The sequence below is a fragment of the Paracerasibacillus soli genome (genome assembly GCF_042432965.1).
In the GTDB taxonomy this organism is placed as follows: domain Bacteria; phylum Bacillota; class Bacilli; order Bacillales; family Amphibacillaceae; genus Paracerasibacillus; species Paracerasibacillus soli.
This window is the reverse complement of record NZ_JBHLWL010000062.1, coordinates 1-17,284: the sequence shown is the minus strand read 5'-3', so window position 1 is coordinate 17,284 and position 17,284 is coordinate 1. Positions and strand designations below refer to the sequence as shown.

Below are 17,284 nucleotides of genomic sequence, written 5' to 3'. Positions count from 1 at the left end.
TACCGTGAAAAAACTAATTTTCATTTGTATAAGTGTATTACTATTATTAACAAGTTGTGCCCCAAAATTAAAAGATAATGAAGTTGTGCAAGATGAAAAGGAAAAACAAGAGCCATCGATTGTACCTAGTTATCAATTGTCTAAAGACAATTATCGCATGATTTTACCGTATGAACCTAGTGCAGCTCGCGGGGTCATTGTAAGCCAAGTACAAAATCGTTTAGATATCGATGAAATGGAGGAAGGACTGCGCAGACATTCAAAGGAGTATTTTGATACGGAAGAATATTATTTTCGTGAAGGACAGTTTCTTACGAGTGATATCGTGTTAGATATTATTGATGAATTAAACCCAAAAAAACAGGCAGATAGTGACAAAAAGAACACAAAAGAAAAGGTAAAATATAACCGGGAAAACCCACGATATTTATCTCATATATTAGAGCAAAACTTTCTCCTAAAGAAAGATGATGAAAAGACAGTTGAAACAGCCGGGATATCGATTGGGATTGCTTTGAAATCAGTCTATGCATTTCAAACTGAAATTGGTGGACCGTATTATTATGAAAAGATTCCTCAAAAGGAAATGTTACAACAAGGATATAAAATTGCACAAAATGTACTAAAACGTCTACGCGCAATGGACGGTCTAACGGATATTCCAATTATGATTGCACTTTATCGTGAAGAAGAGCAAGGGTCCCCTGTACCAGGTAACTTTTTGGCGAAAACATACGTTGAAGGTGGACAAGATAAAGTAGCCGATTGGGAAAAAATAAAGGAAGAAAATATCTTGTTTCCATCAAGCCAAGCGAGCAAAAAATATGTTGAGGATGCAGAAATTGTCCAAGGTTTTGCAAATAAAATTGCAGAGTATTTTCCTAATTACGTTGGTTTGATTGGAAAAGGTTTTTATATTAATGGTGAAATGAAAAGATTAACGATTGATGTTCCAATTGAATTCTATGGCAAAGGTGAAGTACTCGGCTTTACACAATACGCGTATGGGGTTGTGAAAGATGTCTTTCCGGATAGATATGACTTAGAAATCAATATTAAATCGAGTGATCGTTTGGAAAGTATGATTTATCGAAATGCAGGTGAGAAAGAACCGGTTACACATATCATGCACTAGTATGATTTGTTTGATTGGCATGCATTCATTGAATCAAATGTATAAATCCGTTAAAATAAAGGATGGGAATATTCCATCCTTTATTTGTTGGATTTTTAAGAAGATCTTAACAGTGAAGGTTTTTATGTAATTTGGTCTGGATGGGATAAAGATACATCATTTTAGGGAGGTTTTTTTATATGGTAGTACCTTACAAACACGAGCCTTTCACAGATTACACAGTGGAAGAAAATAAACAAAAGCTGTTTGCTGCTCTTGAGCAAATTGAAAGCGAATTCGGTAAAGAATATCCGCTTATTATTGGCGGAGAGCGGATCATGACAGAAGATAAAATTAAGGTTGTCAATCCTGCTAATAAAAATGAAGTGCTTGGTTATGTTTCAAAGGCAAACAAGGAAATTGCAGAAAAGGCAATGCAAGTTGCTGACGAAACATTTAAAGATACATGGCGCAAATCCGACCCTACTTTACGTGCAGACATCTTATTCCGCGCAGCTGCAATTGTCCGACGTCGTAAATACGAATTTACGGCACATTTAATTAAAGAAGGCGGAAAACCTTGGAATGAAGCAGATGCTGACGTTGCAGAGGGAATTGACTTTTTAGAATACTATGGTCGTCAAATGTTAAAAATCAAAGATGGTGTTCCAGTAGAAAGTCGTCCGATTGAATATAATCAATTCCACTATATTCCATTAGGTGTTGGTCTTGTTATTTCTCCATGGAACTTCCTATTTGCAATCATGGCAGGTACAACAGTTGCAGCTATGGTAACAGGAAACACAGTATTATTAAAACCTGCAAGTACAACGCCAATTATTGCGTACAAATTAATGGAAGTGTTAGAAGAAGCAGGTATGCCAGCGGGAGTAGTAAACTATATTCCAGGACCTGGTTCAGAAGTTGGCGACTATCTAGTTGACCATCCACGTACTCGTTTCGTTAGCTTTACAGGTTCACGTGAAGTTGGAACTAGAATATTCGAACGTGCTGGAAAAGTACAAGCAGGACAAGTTTGGTTGAAACGTACGATTATCGAAATGGGTGGAAAAGACACCATTGTCGTGGATAATGAGGCAGACTTAGAACTAGCAGCACAATCGATTGTCCAATCTGCATTTGGTTTCTCTGGCCAAAAATGTTCTGCATGCTCCCGTGCAGTTATCCATGAAGATGTTTATGAACAAGTAAAAGATCGTGTAGTAGCATTAACAAAAGAATTAACAGTTGGTAATCCGGCTGATCAATCCCGTAACTTCATGGGACCAGTAATCGACCAAGCTGCATATGATAAAATTATGAGCTATATCGAAATTGGTAAAGAAGAAGGTCAACTACTTGTTGGTGGAGAAGGTGACGATTCAACAGGTTGGTTCATTAAACCGACTGTCTTTGGTGACGTTGATCCGAAAGCACGCATCATGCAAGAGGAAATCTTCGGCCCGGTCGTTGCGATGACAAAAGCAAAAGACTTTGATGAAGCAATTGAAATTGCAAATAACACAGAGTATGGACTAACTGGTGCTGTTATTACAAATAATCGTCAACACTTAGAACAAGCACGTGAAGATTTCCATGTAGGAAACTTATACTTTAACCGTGGTTGTACAGCAGCAATTGTAGGATATCAACCATTTGGTGGATTTAATATGTCAGGAACAGACTCAAAAGCTGGTGGCCCAGATTATTTAATCCAACATATGCAAGGAAAAACAACATCTGAAATGTTTTAATATTTATATGAAACTATCATGAATGAAGCTCATTTTTATAGATTATCCTATAAAAATGAGCTTTTTATGCTTTTTTGTACGAAAACTAGGAAAGTAGGAAAGTTTTTTACGGGTTAAACGGGGTTTTCGCCTATTAACTTTCCCAATATGAATTATCAGAATATATGTTATGATATATATACAGGATAAATAAATCTGAAAAAGAAAATCGGAGGTGGGTAACGATGGATATTGGTACATTTATTAAAATACAACGTTTGAAAAAAGAAATGACCCAAGAAGAGTTAGCCCACGGTATTGTTTCGATGTCATATTTATCTAAAATTGAAAATTCCCGAACAGAGGCTACACCAGAAGTAATAAATATGCTCTGTGCACGTCTGGGCATTCAATTAGATGGTGACCGAGATATTACGATTAATGAGAAATGCGAACAATGGTATAAATCACTTTTTGAAGTTAATAATCGGGCGAAAATCACAACAGACTATGAAGAACTAGAACAGCTAGTAGGGATGATGCGATCCGATAGTCTGATTATGTTTGAAATACATAAGATTAGATACTTTCTCGTCTTAGGGGAAAATGAAAAAGCATTAGAGCAAATTAATAAACTAAATGATATGTCAAAGTCATTTGATAATTTGCATCAATATTATTGGTACAAGTTTAGAGGGAATTATAATTATTTGCAAGGTGAATTCAGTCATGCAATGAAGATGTATAAGCATGCCGAAGAGAAACAACAAAATCACCTTATGTTATCAGAAGAAGAAATAGCTGATTTACAGTACGTTATTTCGGTAACGCATAGTAAGCTTAGAAATACATTGGAATCGATTAAATATGCAGATCAAGCAATTGAAGTATATCGCAAATATTATAACTTCTTCAGATGTGCCCAATGTCATATCCTATTAGGTATATCATATCGAAGAATTAAAATGACAGAAAAGGCGATTAAACATTATAATTTAGCACGCCATCTTGGTGAAATTAATAAAAATAATCATATTATGCAACTTACAAACCAAAACTTAGGTTATTTATATACAGCTTTGGGGGAGCCGGAAAAGGCGATTACCTATTTTGAACATATTTATGCAGATGAAAATGTGAAGCAAACTGATAGACTAACTGCGTTAATCTCACTCATAACAGAGTATTATGATATAAGAAATATAGACAAGACAAGACAGCTTATTGAAACAGCAGTAGAGTGGTTAGAGCTAATTAAAGATGATGTCAATTACAAGCTCTATTACTATGTTACCTATACTTACAAATTAAATATTGACAAACAGTATGAACAATTTGAAGAGTTAGTAGCAGAGAAATTTATACCTTTTCTTCAAAAACAGCGGGACTTTGGTCATTTAGTAGTTTATGCTAAAATGCTCGCAGAATACTATGAATCTACAAAAAGGTATAAAGACTCTGTTAAATACTATAAACTTGTTACTAAGGCTTATGATCACATAGCCAACTTATAAAGGAGGGGATAAAATGAAAAAGCTAATTGCAACAATTGCATGTAGTGGCCTACTTATCGCTGGTTTCCTCTTTGCACAAAACAGCGCAGTAGTAGACAGTGCTGCTTTTGAAGTTGAGCCTGGCATACTTTCTGTAGATGGCCCAGAATCAAATGCATAATTAACATCGTTTTCTTCAAACTGAATGTATTTTTACCCTATTTTTGGCCCGAGATACTGATACAATCTCGGGCATTTTTTTGTTTAAAAGAAAATGAAGGGATAAGTCACTGTAAATCTTGTAAGAATACAGCTTAATATGGTTCAGAAGTTGCGTTAATTGAGTTGTTTCTGCTATCATCAATAGTGTTACCATGGCGATTTAAATATAAGAGTGCAAAAAAACAATATACAATAAAACGTCTAACGGAGGTGCGGCATATGTCTGAAATTACAAAAGAACAAGTGAAACATGTAGCAGAATTAGCAAGACTTGCGATTACAGAAGAAGAAGCAGTCATGTTTACAGAACATTTACGTTCTATTATTACATACGCTGAACAACTAGGAGAACTTGATACAACAAATGTGGAGCCAACCACGCACGTATTGGACCTTAAAAATGTGATGCGTAAAGATGAGCCAAAACAGTGGATTACCCAAGAAGAAGCATTAAAAAATGCACCAGATCAAAAGGACGGACAATTTCGCGTTCCATCCATTTTGGAGTAAGAAGGAGGAAAGTAGATGTCTTTATTTAACCATAGTATAAAAGAAATTGAAGCAAAGCTAGCAGCAAAAGAAATTAGCGTAAAAGACCTTGTCGAGACGTCGATAAATCGTATTAAAGAAGTTGATAAAGATGTACAAGCCTTTATCACAGTAGATGAAGAAAATGCGCTAAAAAAAGCGGAAGAACTTGACAAGCTAGACGATCAAACCGGAAAACTATTTGGTATCCCAAGTGGAATTAAAGATAATATTGTAACAAAAGGCCTACGTACGACTTGTGCAAGTCAGTTTTTACGTAATTTTGAAGATCCCTTGTATGATGCAACGGTTATGGAAAAATTACAGGCTGAACAAGCAGTTACAGTCGGGAAACTAAATATGGATGAATTTGCGATGGGTTCTTCAACAGAAAACTCTAGCTTTCAAAAAACAAAAAACCCATGGAACCTTGACTATGTACCAGGTGGTTCAAGTGGTGGATCTGCTGCTGCAGTTGCCGCTGGAGAAGTTTTGTTTGCACTTGGATCAGATACAGGTGGTTCCATCCGTCAACCAGCCTCATTCTGTGGTGTTGTCGGTTTAAAACCTACATATGGTCGTGTATCACGTTTTGGACTTGTTGCATTTGCATCATCACTAGACCAAATTGGTCCCATTACGCGCACGGTTGAAGATAATGCTCGTGTCTTAGAAGTCATTTCTGGACATGACAAAATGGATTCTACAAGCGGAGATGTAGAAGTCCCTACATATACAGATGCTTTAACAGGTGATGTAACTGGCTTGAAAATCGCTGTTCCGAAAGAATATCTTGGCGAAGGCGTACACCCTGAAGTAAAAGAGGCTGTATTGGAAGCATTAAAAACTTACGAATCCATGGGAGCAACATGGGAGGAAGTTTCCTTACCACACTCTAAGTATGCTGTTGCAACTTATTATTTGCTTTCTTCATCAGAAGCATCGGCTAACTTGGCACGTTTTGATGGGGTACGTTATGGTGTCCGCTCAGAAAATGCAAAAAATATGTTGGACATGTTTAAACAGTCAAGAAGTGAAGGATTCGGTGAGGAAGTAAAACGTCGTATTATGTTAGGAACATTTGCATTAAGTTCTGGCTATTATGACGCTTACTACAAAAAAGCCCAACAAGTTCGTACATTAATTAAACAAGATTTTGACTCTATTTTTGAAAAATATGATGTTGTCATCGGACCAACGAACCCAACGACCGCATTTAAAATTGGAGAAAGAATCGATGATCCACTTACAATGTATGTGAACGATATTTTAACAATACCAGTAAACTTAGCTGGTGTACCAGGTATTTCAATTCCTTGTGGTTTTTCAAGTGAAGGATTACCAATTGGCTTGCAAATAATTGGAAAACATTTTGATGAAAGCACGGTATATCGTGTAGCACATGCATATGAACAAAAGACAGACTATCATAAACAACAACCTCAAATTGGAGGTGGAAAATAATGAATTTCGAAACAATCATTGGATTAGAGGTTCACGTAGAATTAAAAACAAAATCTAAAATATTTAGCCCAAGTACAAATGCTTTTGGTGATGCTCCAAACACGAATGTGAACCCAATTGATTTGGGATATCCCGGAACATTGCCAATCTTAAATGAAGAAGCTGTAAACTTCGGAATGAAAGCAGCAATGGCACTAAACTGTGAAATTGCCACACATACGAAATTTGACAGAAAAAACTATTTCTATCCGGATAATCCAAAAGCATATCAAATTTCACAGTTTGATCAACCAATCGGAGAACATGGTTGGATTGAAATAGAAGTACAAGGGAAAAAGAAAAAGATTGGTATCACGCGTGTACATTTAGAAGAGGATGCTGGAAAACTAACACACGGTGATGATGGCTATTCATTAGTCGACTTTAACCGCCAAGGGGCTCCACTAATTGAAATCGTATCTGAGCCAGATATACGTACACCAGAGGAAGCATATGCTTACTTAGATAAACTGAAAAATATAATCCAGTTTACAGGTGTTTCAGATGTGAAAATGCAAGAAGGTTCGCTACGTTGTGATGCAAATATTTCATTACGCCCATACGGTCAGGAAAAGTTTGGAACAAAAGCAGAACTGAAAAACTTGAACTCTTTTGCATATGTACAAAAAGGCTTGGAATTTGAAGAAAAGCGTCAAGAGAAGGTATTGTTATCTGGTGGAGAAATCGCGCACGAAACACGTCGTTTTGATGAAAAGACAGGTGAAACGATTTTAATGCGCGTGAAAGAAGAAGCAGATGATTATCGTTACTTCCCAGAACCAGACCTTGTACCATTATATATTGATGATGCATGGAAAGAACGCGTTCGTAATGAAATTCCAGAATTACCAGATGCAAGACGTGAACGTTATGTTTCAGAATTGAAACTATCGGAATACGATGCAGTTGGTATGACAAGCACGAAGGAAATGTCAGATTTCTTTGAGGAAGCCATTACACATGATGTTGATGTGAAACTAGTGTCAAACTGGTTAATGGGTGATGTTTCCGCATATATGAATAAACATCAAAAAGAGCTGCATGACCTGCCAATTACACCGGAAGCATTGGCGAAAATGATCAAGCTGATTGGCGATGGGACGATTTCATCGAAAATGGCAAAAAAGGTATTTAGTGAGCTAGTAGAAAACGGCGGTGACCCAGAAAAAATCGTGAAAGAAAAAGGGCTCGTCCAAATTTCTGACGAAGGTCAATTAACCGAAGTTATAACGAAAATACTAAATGATAATGAGCAGTCCATTATAGATTATAAAAATGGTAAAGGTAGAGCACTTGGATTTTTAGTTGGTCAAGTAATGAAGGCAACAAAAGGACAAGCAAATCCACCAATGGTTAATAAAATTTTAAAACAAGAAATGGACAAAAGATAATAAACGCAACAAAGCTAGGCATATTAAAAACAAGCCTAGCTTTGTATTTTTTATATTATTTTAATAAAAGATAGGGACAAAAGTGGATCTATTTTTGACTTGGAAAATGAGAGCAAATTCCTTGATCTAAATCATATTTTATAGCTTATTATGGAAAATCGCTGTATAATATTTTTCATGAAAAAGTATATCGTAAATTAACATACTATCAAAGCTCTTTGCAAAGTATAGGAAAAGAGATATGATGGTAGTATTGTGTAATGTTTTCCAAAAAGAAATAATCGGTTTTTGGGAGGGGTTATCATGAAAAGAGCCCGCATCATATATAATCCAACATCAGGTAGGGAAATTTTCAAAAAAGAATTACCTACTGTATTAGAGCGGTTAGAGCGTGCAGGATACGAAACATCAGCACATGCTACAACTGGTGCAGGAGATGCAACAGAAGCAGCTAAAATTGCAGTCCAACGTAAATATGATGTTGTGATTGCAGCTGGTGGAGACGGCACAATTAACGAAGTAATTAACGGGATGGCAGAACAAGAATATCGGCCCAAGCTAGGGATTATTCCTGTAGGGACAACGAATGATTTTGCACGGGCATTACGTATTCCGAATATCCAACGGGCAGTAGATGTTATCGTAGAAGACAATCGTATGTTTATTGATATCGGAAAAGTAAACGGACAGTACTTTATGAATATTGCTGGCGGTGGCAGGTTGACGGAATTAACATATGAAGTGCCAAGCAAATTAAAAACAATGATTGGTCAATTGGCATATTATATTAAAGGAATTGAAATGCTGCCTTCTATTAGGCCAATCCGCGCCAAAATTGAGTATGATGGTAATGTGATTGATGAAGACATTATGTTATTTCTCATTGCAAATACAAACTCAGTTGGTGGTTTTGAAAAACTTGCCCCAGATGCCAAAATTGATGATGGACTGTTCGATTTAATCATTTTAAGAAAAACGAACTTAGCAGAATTCATTAGAATTGCAACACTTGCTTTGCGTGGAACTCATCTTGATGATAAACATGTCATATACGCCAAAGCAAAACATATTAAAGTAACGCCGGCTGACAAAATGCAATTAAACATAGATGGTGAATACGGTGGTCTTTTGCCTGGTGAGTTCGAGAGTCTTAAACAGCATATTGAGTTTTTTGTACCACAAGCTGTGAAGGAGTTAAATCAAATCACAATTCAAGATCCTGCAGATGTGGAAGATACAGGTGATGTGGATACGGTGTTGCTAAATGATCACACTGATGAAGAAAAGTAACATTACCGTTTACTTATATTGTATGTTATGATCCGTTAATATAAGAATGATTAGAACGTAAATATTGGAGGGAAGATTACTCATGTGAAGTAGTCTTCTTTTTGTTTTCATTCCATATAGGGGAAAATACCGAAGACATATTGCACGATATATGCGAGTTTGTTTTAAATAAGTCTATTTATGGTAATATAAGTAACATGGACAAAACAAAAAAAGGAAGATTATCTTGGCGAAGCGAAATATACCAGTTAAAAAGAATGATGAAATAACGATACAATTTGAAGATTTAACACACGAAGGGCATGGGGTAGGAAAACTTGAGGGTTATCCGCTTTTTGTACCCTATGGTTTACCTGGTGAGGAAGCAGTTGTAAAAGTAGTTAAAGTAAATAAAAACTTTGGTTATGGAAAGCTGTTAGAAGTAAAAAGGCCTAGCCCTGACCGTGTAGAACCTCCTTGTGACGTGTTTTATAAATGTGGCGGTTGTCAAATCCAGCATATGAGTTATGATTTACAACTACAAATGAAGCAGAATCAAGTGAAAAACGTCATGCGCAAAATAGCACATATGGAACATGTTCCAGTACACGCGACACTTGGAATGGATGATCCATGGCGCTATCGAAATAAAGTAGCCATTCCAGTTGGGGAAAATGATGGGGAACTAATAACAGGTTTCTATCGTATGCGGAGCCATGACATTATTAAGGATATGGATACATGTGTTGTACAAGATGAAGTGAATGATCGATTAGTAGAAGCGGTGCGACGAATTGCAAGTAGTTTAGGAATCTCTGCATACGATGAAGAAAAGCATACAGGTGTTCTTCGTCATATCATGGTGCGTACCGGTCGTCAAACGAATGAAGCGATGATTGTAATCATTACCCGAACGGCAGAATTACCACATCAAGAGGAACTAGTTAAAGAATTAACGGAAACATATCCGACAATAAAATCGATTATACATAACGTTAATGACCGCAGAACAAATGTCATTATGGGAAGGAAATCAAAGGTACTATGGGGCGAAGAATATATTTATGATACGATTGGTGATATTCGATTTGCAATATCAGCCCATTCTTTTTATCAAATTAATCCGCCACAAACGAAAGTTCTATATGAAAAGGCGTTAGAATATGCTGCGATTACGAAAAATGATGTAGTAGTTGATGCATATTGCGGGATTGGAACGATTTCATTATTTATGGCACAAAAGGCTAAAAAAGTATACGGGGTAGAAGTTGTACCAGAAGCGATTAGCGATGCAAAAATGAATGCGAAAATAAATGGTATTACCAATACGGAATTTGTTGTCGGACAAGCGGAAAAAGTTATGCCTTGGTGGAAAGCACAAGGCCTACGCCCGGATGTTATCGTCGTTGACCCACCTAGAAAAGGTTGTGAAGTAGACTTTCTAGAAGCTATGATTGGCATGCAGCCAAAGCGGATTGTTTATGTATCTTGTAATCCATCAACCTTAGCACGCGATTTGCGGATATTAGAAGATGGTGGATATGAAACGAAAGAAGTGCAACCTATAGATATGTTCCCGCAGAGTATGCATGTGGAGTGTGTGGCGTTGATGTCTAGGGTGGATGAATAAGAAGAATTAAAACATTGATAGAATAAGGTTTTCCAGTGATTTTGGAGAATGTCCAAGCTGGGGAATCTTATTTTTATTTTACTGAAAATGGATCCTGGCTTTCGGTAAAAGTAGGGTTGAGTTGATAGAATGGCTTTTGGCTAGGGGAGTTGATAGGATGAATAAACTGCAATTTTATCATCTGAAATCAAATAAATATTGATATAAGCTAAGAATATTTCATTATAGATAGAGATACGGTATAATAAATACTCAGTAAAGAACTATAAGTAATATAAAGGGATGGTGCGTTATGAGTGTTTCTTATAACAAACTGTGGAAATTATTAATAGATAGAAATATGAATAAGACACAACTAAAAAATGCTGCTTGTGTAAGTAGTAATGTTATAGCTAAGATGGGGAAAAACGAAGCAGTCTCAATGGAATCTATAACAAAAATTTGCAAAACGTTAGAGTGTGATGTTGGGGATATAATGGAGATTATTAAGGATGATCTCGATAGAGATAAGGAGATTTTTTAATGATTAAATTAGCAACTGTGTTTAGCGGAATTGGTGCAATTGAACATGCATTGAAAAGAATGGGATTACCTCACGAAATAGTATTTGCGTGTGATAATGGTGATATTGATGTATTAAGTGAAAAAATATTACCTGAAATCGATGAAATTGAGGTTGAAATTGATGTTTTAAAAAAATTAATTGATAAAATTTCAACAAATTTAGAATCCAATCAAGATGAGTACACTATTGAATTAGCAAATAATTTTTTGAGTATAAATAAAAAGTATAAAGATTTTATAACTGAAATAGATTATCAGGAAAACTTGATAGATTTATCTAAAGAGTTACTTTCAAATTTTATTGAAGGAGATTACTTTAACGAAAATGTTCACAAGGCTTATGCGAAATGGATAAAAGTTTATGAATCTGATAACTATTCACCGCTGCATAAATTTATTGAAGCAAAAAAATCATTTATTAAAATAGAAGCTGATTATAAAAGAATTTATGGTGGTGATTTTGTCGTAAGTGAGTATTTCAAAAATATGACACAAGGTAATGAGTATACAAAACTAGTTGATATTACTGAATTTAAACAAACGGTTAAGGTGTTAAGAGAAGTGTCAGATGCACTTTCTATGTTGCATGAGAAAATTAATACATCCGCAGTCTTGGAAGACCTGAAAAATATCGAGTCGTTTGAGGAGAAAAATGCATATGTAAATAGGCTTTATAAAGGCCAAGAGAGTCGAAATAGAGTTAGAGAATCTTATATGGCCAATTATAATATAGACCCAAAGCATTTTCATTGGAATGCTTCATTCTTAGATGGAAGGCAGTATCATAACCAGGTAGATTTATTTGTTGGAGGGAGTCCTTGTCAATCCTTTAGTTTAGTTGGGAAACAAAGGGGACTAGAAGATACGAGAGGAACCCTATTTTATGAATTTGCTCGACTTGTTAAGGAGATACAACCCAAGGTATTTATTTATGAAAATGTCAAAGCAGTTTTAAGTAATGATGACGGAAATACCTGGAGAACAATGAAGGATGTATTTGACGAACTTAACTATGATTGGCACGATGCTATTTTAAATGCGAAAGATTACGGCGTACCACAAAATAGGGAAAGATTATTTGTAGTTGGATTTAGAAAGGATTTAAAAATAAAAGAGTTTAAATTCCCTGAACCAATTAAACTAGATAAAACAATGCAAGACTATTTAATTGATAATGTTTCGGGTAAATACTTCTTACCACAAAAAGGTGTTAATTTTGTAACAGATAAAAAGAACTTAGATAAACGTTATACACAAATTGATGGTGATATTCAATTGTGTCAAAAAAAGAATCAGCAATTTAATTGGCATGGTGACTTTGTATTTGTTGAAGAAAACAAAGACAAAGAAAAAACAATTCAGGATTTAGAAAAATACTTTTTGTCGGAAAAGGTTAAAAAATATGTATTATCATCTGGAACAAAAGGTTTTTATTCACGTCCTGAAACAGATTTAGATGTTGCCCGACCGTTGTTAACCTCTATGCATAAAATGCATAGAGCTGGTGTAGATAATTATGTAACAACAGAAGGTCGGTTAAGAAAGTTAACTCCTAGGGAATGTTTGAGATTGATGGGTTTTTGCGATAGTTTTAAAATTGTTGTTGCTGACACCCCAGCTTATCAACAGGCGGGAAATTCAATAGTTGTAGATGTTTTAATAGCAATTGTAGATAAAATATTAGAATACTATCCAAATTTGAAGAAGGGGGAATAAACTATGGGATATACTCCATTAGCCAGGTGGAGAAACTTCACTTTAGATAATTTAAAAACGATTTTAAAAATATATCCAGATATGACATATGACATTCCACGATTGGAAGCGATAGATCAAATAGAAGAGAAGCTGAGAGGCTATAAACGAACTGCATATCAACACGCTTGTCAATTAGGGCTCGAATGTCGTGGAGAAAAATTTAAAGTTCAAAGTTATTTATATTCTTTTGACGATGAAAACTTAGAGAGGTATTTACATTTTTGGTTTAAAATGTATGTAGCTCCAAATCCTTATGTAAAGTCAGAAGATCCGCCTATTTCTATTTTTGTAGCGATTGCTAATGAGTTGTTAAATTCGGAAAGTAATAGGATGCACTTTGAAGACTTCTCAACAAAATATTTTGGTGATGGGAAAAGTAGTGATATTTTAAAGAATGCTATTCAGGCTTATGGCTATCCAATATCGTTAAATGAAAACGATGAACTCTTCATTATTGAAAACAATATAGATGAATTGAATCGCATCATAGAAAAAGTGAATTCAACTCTACCTATGGAAAATAACATGGATGAAAAGGAATTTTTCGAACGTTTTTCATATGAGAACTTTTGTGCATATTATGACATTCCAAAGGTTACTATTCAAGAAATACAAGAAGTACATGAATCGAAAAGTGATTATGTTGATCGAGTAAAGGGTGGGAATAACGTTTTACTATATGGTGTCCCCGGTTCAGGTAAAAGCTATAAAATTGAAAAGGAATACTGTAATGATTTTAAATTTATGGAACGAGTGGTTTTCCACCCAGATTATATGAACACGGATTTTGTTGGACAAATATTACCAACAGTAAAGGGGGAGGGTGACGATAAAGTAATTACTTACGACTTCACACCTGGTCCTTTTACAAGAGTACTTAAAAAGGCGATTGAAAATCCTGGAGACCACTACTATCTTGTTATTGAGGAAATTAATCGAGGTAATGCTCCAGCAATATTTGGAGAGATATTCCAGTTACTTGATAGAGATGATGATGGAAAAAGTTCGTATGAGATTACCAATTACAATATAGCTAATGAAGTGTTCGATGAGAAAGAAAAGCCTATCTACCTTCCATCTAATTTATATATTCTAGCAACAATGAATACAGCAGATCAAAATGTATTTACTTTAGATACTGCATTTCAAAGAAGATGGGATATGAAGATGATTGAAAATGATGTAGCAAAGGCTGAACATGCTTCAAAATCAATACTTGATACAAGTGTGACATGGGAAAGATTCAATACAGTTATTAATGACCAAATTATTACAAGTAGTGCTGCTACATTATCGTCAGAGGATAAGAGATTAGGTGCTTACTTTGTAACAAAAGAAATTTTAAAATACTATAGTAAAGAAGAAAATCTTGATGATGTAATACAAAAATATGGTATTAATGATAGAGATACAGATAAAATCGATAAAGCTATTAAGGATTTGAATTCAAGATTTGGGGATAAAGTTATTAAATATCTTTGGGATGATGCATTCAAATTCAGTAGAGATGAACTGTTTGATGTTGAATATAAAAGCTTAGAAAAAGTTTTGGATACTTTTAACTATTCTGTTGGTGAAGAAAGATTCAATGTGTTCAATCAAGACATAAAAGAAAATTTGTTTAGAACATTAGATTCAAGGGATAGTGAGGATGAGTAAGCCTTTTACTGATGTAGTGTTATCCAAAACTTTGAATAGTTATTGTAGAAATGCAACGAATAAAGAAGGAGATACATTTGTAGGTATCAAATCAGAAATTAAGGGAGACAAGCATGAAATTAGTGTGAATTTCCCTATAGGATATAATATCTCAAAAAAAGAAGAAAACTTACGCGATGATATTATTGACTTGATATCGGTTTTGTCTGCTTATAATGATAAACAGTCTAGGGTTTCGCAAATTTCTTCTAATCAAGTATTAAAAACAGTTAGGTTTCCAGTCCAAGCATACTTTCGAGTAATGCGATATTATTTAGATTATGATTACTATATGGAAAATGAAGAAGTATATGTTCAAGGAACGTCTGGCCCTGTAAGTATGAAACAAACTATAAGAAGAGTGACTCCTATCGCTCAAAAAACAGGTTTTGTATATCCTAATTTAATGGTTCGAAAAAATAGTGATACTGATAAACATATTATCACTGAAATAAATAAGTTTTGTGTATATGAAAGCTTTATGAAATTGGGATGGATTTATAAGCAAAGGTTACCGCAACCTGCTAATGTTCGAAATCCAAACCTTAAAATGTATCAAACTATTTTGCGACAAAAACTAGAGAAAACAAATGAAGATTCTTTAAAGCAATTATTTCAAAGCATGTTGGCAATTATTGAATTCAGAAATAGTGCAGATGATCCGGAAGAGTTTTATTTTGGAACTAACAATTTTGAATATGTTTGGGAAAAATTAATTGATGAGACTTATGGCGAGTCTAATAAAGGCTATTATTTCCCTAAAACTAACTGGAAACTACGTGTTGGTGATAGAGATAATGCAGCACTTGAACCAGATACTATTATGATTACTGATGAAAGTATCGCGGTATTGGATGCAAAATATTATAAGTACGGTGTGACTGGAAGAGTGAGCGATTTACCACGTTCTACGTCCATAAATAAACAGATAACATATGCAGAATATATAGCTGAAAACTCAAAGTTTATTAAGGATAGGAAGAATAATAAACAGATACTTAATGCATTTTTATTACCATTCAATCTATATGATAATAGACTTGGGGGAAATGAAAACTATTATTCTATTGGCGAAGCTGTTGCCGATTGGAAACAGGCGGATAAAGATTATGAACGTGTGCAGGGGATACTAATAGATGTAAAAAAATTAATGGCAAATTCTACTAAGCCAAATCGACAGGAAATTAAAAAGTTATCAGATGCAATTAAGGATAGTCTAATACGAAATAAAAAAATGCAAAAGAGTGGGAACTAATAAAAGTTTCCACTCTATTTTTTTTGCCTATATCTCCTTTGTGATACAGCATTAGTGCAGTAAACGCAGCAGTACTTTTTAACTTGGTTTGTTTTGGATACTAAAAATAATTGATTGCAATTTATATTTTGACAAACCCTGTACATAGCTTGATTAGAATCTAAGTAAAAAAGTGACAAATACATTGCTGAAAATAAAGAAGGTAATTTCCAGTTGGGACGCATCGTGTCCGCATCATACTTTGGCTTGATTTCCGATAAAAAGTGATTCAATTCTTTTTCAATTAAATACTTTGATATTTTTAATAAAGCTTGTTTTAAATCATCATTCTTCCTTTTAGTAAATGTTTCATATACCACTTCCTGAAATAGTGTATTTAATGAAATATCTTCTGGGATGATGATAGAGATTCTTCTTGAAAAATGATATAAAAAATCAATAATCAAACATTCATCTTCACTAAAAATAGTTGTTTTTTTACTAACGTAGGCCTTTACAATTTGTTTTAGAAACGATAATGAATAATCATCATCCTGCATTAAATTCTCGTATTCTTCAATAATCACCACATTTATACCCTCACCTAAAAGATAATCCTTAACTTCGAATGCTGGCACTGTCCCGCCATCATCTCTAGGAATTTGTATTGTGTTGCTGTTGTCATCAAATCGTATCTTATTTGCATTATTAATGTTATGCAATAAGTCTTTATTCGAAGATTTATAGCAAGTGTTGTCATTGATTTTTATAACCTTTTCTTTCTGTAGTAACAGAAAAAGAACCGAATCCAATAAAGTTCTATAATCAATGTTGTCTGTATCCTGGGCACTAAAGATGTTTATTAAAGCTTCTAGATTGTCTTTTATATAATTTACATCTTTTATTTGAAAAGTTACAAATTGTTCGTAATTTTTTAGAGGAAATAAAAATCCATACTTTTTAAAAAATGACATCATTGAATTTAAGTCATTTTTCTTAATGCCTATAAACTCTCCTAATATGTTGTTTTTTTCACCACTTTTTCCTCTACCAATTTCTTTTAAGCCTTCCCCATAAAGATATGCTGCGCGGAATTTTTCACTATTATTTCGTAAGACAAGTTCCTTTGTTTTATCCCCAGTATATG

At 34.5% G+C, this 17,284-nt stretch carries 14 protein-coding genes; 13 read left to right on the top strand and 1 reads right to left on the bottom strand.

Going from position 1 to position 17,284, the window contains the following annotated elements; all coding sequences use genetic code 11:
• The first annotated feature begins 4 nt into the window (after window positions 1-4).
• The 13 genes from ACFFIS_RS15570 (at window position 5) to ACFFIS_RS15510 (ending at window position 16,158) form a co-directional block, all read left to right on the top strand.
• Window positions 5-1,135, top strand: a complete 1,131-nt coding sequence (locus tag ACFFIS_RS15570; protein ID WP_320381472.1) for a CamS family sex pheromone protein — start codon at window positions 5-7, stop codon at window positions 1,133-1,135.
• 179 nt (window positions 1,136-1,314) lie between these two features.
• The gene (pruA, locus tag ACFFIS_RS15565; protein ID WP_320381473.1) at window positions 1,315-2,868 is read left to right on the top strand and encodes an L-glutamate gamma-semialdehyde dehydrogenase; all 1,554 of its coding nucleotides are present in this window, start codon (window positions 1,315-1,317) and stop codon (window positions 2,866-2,868) included.
• Between the two features lie 224 nt (window positions 2,869-3,092).
• Window positions 3,093-4,361, top strand: coding sequence for a helix-turn-helix domain-containing protein (locus ACFFIS_RS15560; RefSeq protein ID WP_390188285.1), 1,269 nt, complete (start codon window positions 3,093-3,095; stop codon window positions 4,359-4,361).
• 13 nt (window positions 4,362-4,374) lie between these two features.
• On the top strand, window positions 4,375-4,521 hold the full coding sequence (locus ACFFIS_RS15555) for a hypothetical protein (RefSeq protein WP_320381476.1): 147 nt from the start codon (window positions 4,375-4,377) through the stop codon (window positions 4,519-4,521).
• Window positions 4,522-4,781: 260 nt separating this feature from the next.
• A complete protein-coding gene (gatC, locus tag ACFFIS_RS15550) occupies window positions 4,782-5,072 on the top strand; it encodes an Asp-tRNA(Asn)/Glu-tRNA(Gln) amidotransferase subunit GatC (protein ID WP_390188283.1) in 291 nt (96 codons plus the stop codon).
• 15 nt (window positions 5,073-5,087) lie between these two features.
• Window positions 5,088-6,554 carry an Asp-tRNA(Asn)/Glu-tRNA(Gln) amidotransferase subunit GatA gene (gatA, locus tag ACFFIS_RS15545; protein WP_390188282.1) on the top strand — a complete coding sequence of 489 codons (1,467 nt, stop codon included), beginning with the start codon at window positions 5,088-5,090 and terminating at the stop codon, window positions 6,552-6,554.
• The gene (gene gatB / locus ACFFIS_RS15540) at window positions 6,554-7,984 is read left to right on the top strand and encodes an Asp-tRNA(Asn)/Glu-tRNA(Gln) amidotransferase subunit GatB (protein WP_390188281.1); all 1,431 of its coding nucleotides are present in this window, start codon (window positions 6,554-6,556) and stop codon (window positions 7,982-7,984) included. Before gatA ends, gatB begins: the two co-directional genes overlap by 1 nt.
• A 303-nt stretch (window positions 7,985-8,287) precedes the next feature.
• Entirely contained in the window at window positions 8,288-9,274 is a 987-nt protein-coding gene (locus tag ACFFIS_RS15535; protein WP_390188279.1) for a diacylglycerol kinase, read from the top strand.
• A 226-nt stretch (window positions 9,275-9,500) separates the two neighbouring features.
• Complete coding sequence (gene rlmD, locus ACFFIS_RS15530; RefSeq protein ID WP_390188278.1) at window positions 9,501-10,883, top strand: 23S rRNA (uracil(1939)-C(5))-methyltransferase RlmD; 1,383 nt, start codon at window positions 9,501-9,503, stop codon at window positions 10,881-10,883.
• Window positions 10,884-11,175: 292 nt separating this feature from the next.
• Window positions 11,176-11,406 (top strand): helix-turn-helix domain-containing protein, encoded by a 231-nt coding sequence (locus ACFFIS_RS15525; protein ID WP_320381478.1) that lies wholly within the window; start codon window positions 11,176-11,178, stop codon window positions 11,404-11,406.
• Window positions 11,406-13,163: a DNA cytosine methyltransferase gene (locus tag ACFFIS_RS15520; protein ID WP_320381479.1), complete on the top strand. Its 1,758-nt coding sequence runs from the start codon at window positions 11,406-11,408 to the stop codon at window positions 13,161-13,163. The genes ACFFIS_RS15525 and ACFFIS_RS15520 overlap by 1 nt, the downstream gene beginning before the upstream one ends.
• A 3-nt stretch (window positions 13,164-13,166) precedes the next feature.
• Complete coding sequence (locus ACFFIS_RS15515; RefSeq protein WP_390188277.1) at window positions 13,167-14,864, top strand: McrB family protein; 1,698 nt, start codon at window positions 13,167-13,169, stop codon at window positions 14,862-14,864.
• Entirely contained in the window at window positions 14,857-16,158 is a 1,302-nt protein-coding gene (locus tag ACFFIS_RS15510; RefSeq protein ID WP_390188276.1) for an LlaJI family restriction endonuclease, read from the top strand. The genes ACFFIS_RS15515 and ACFFIS_RS15510 overlap by 8 nt, the downstream gene beginning before the upstream one ends.
• 14 nt (window positions 16,159-16,172) lie before the next feature.
• Here ACFFIS_RS15510 and ACFFIS_RS15505 read toward each other — a convergent pair.
• A partial coding sequence (locus ACFFIS_RS15505; protein WP_390188275.1) for a hypothetical protein occupies window positions 16,173-17,284 on the bottom strand: 1,112 nt, incomplete at its 5' end.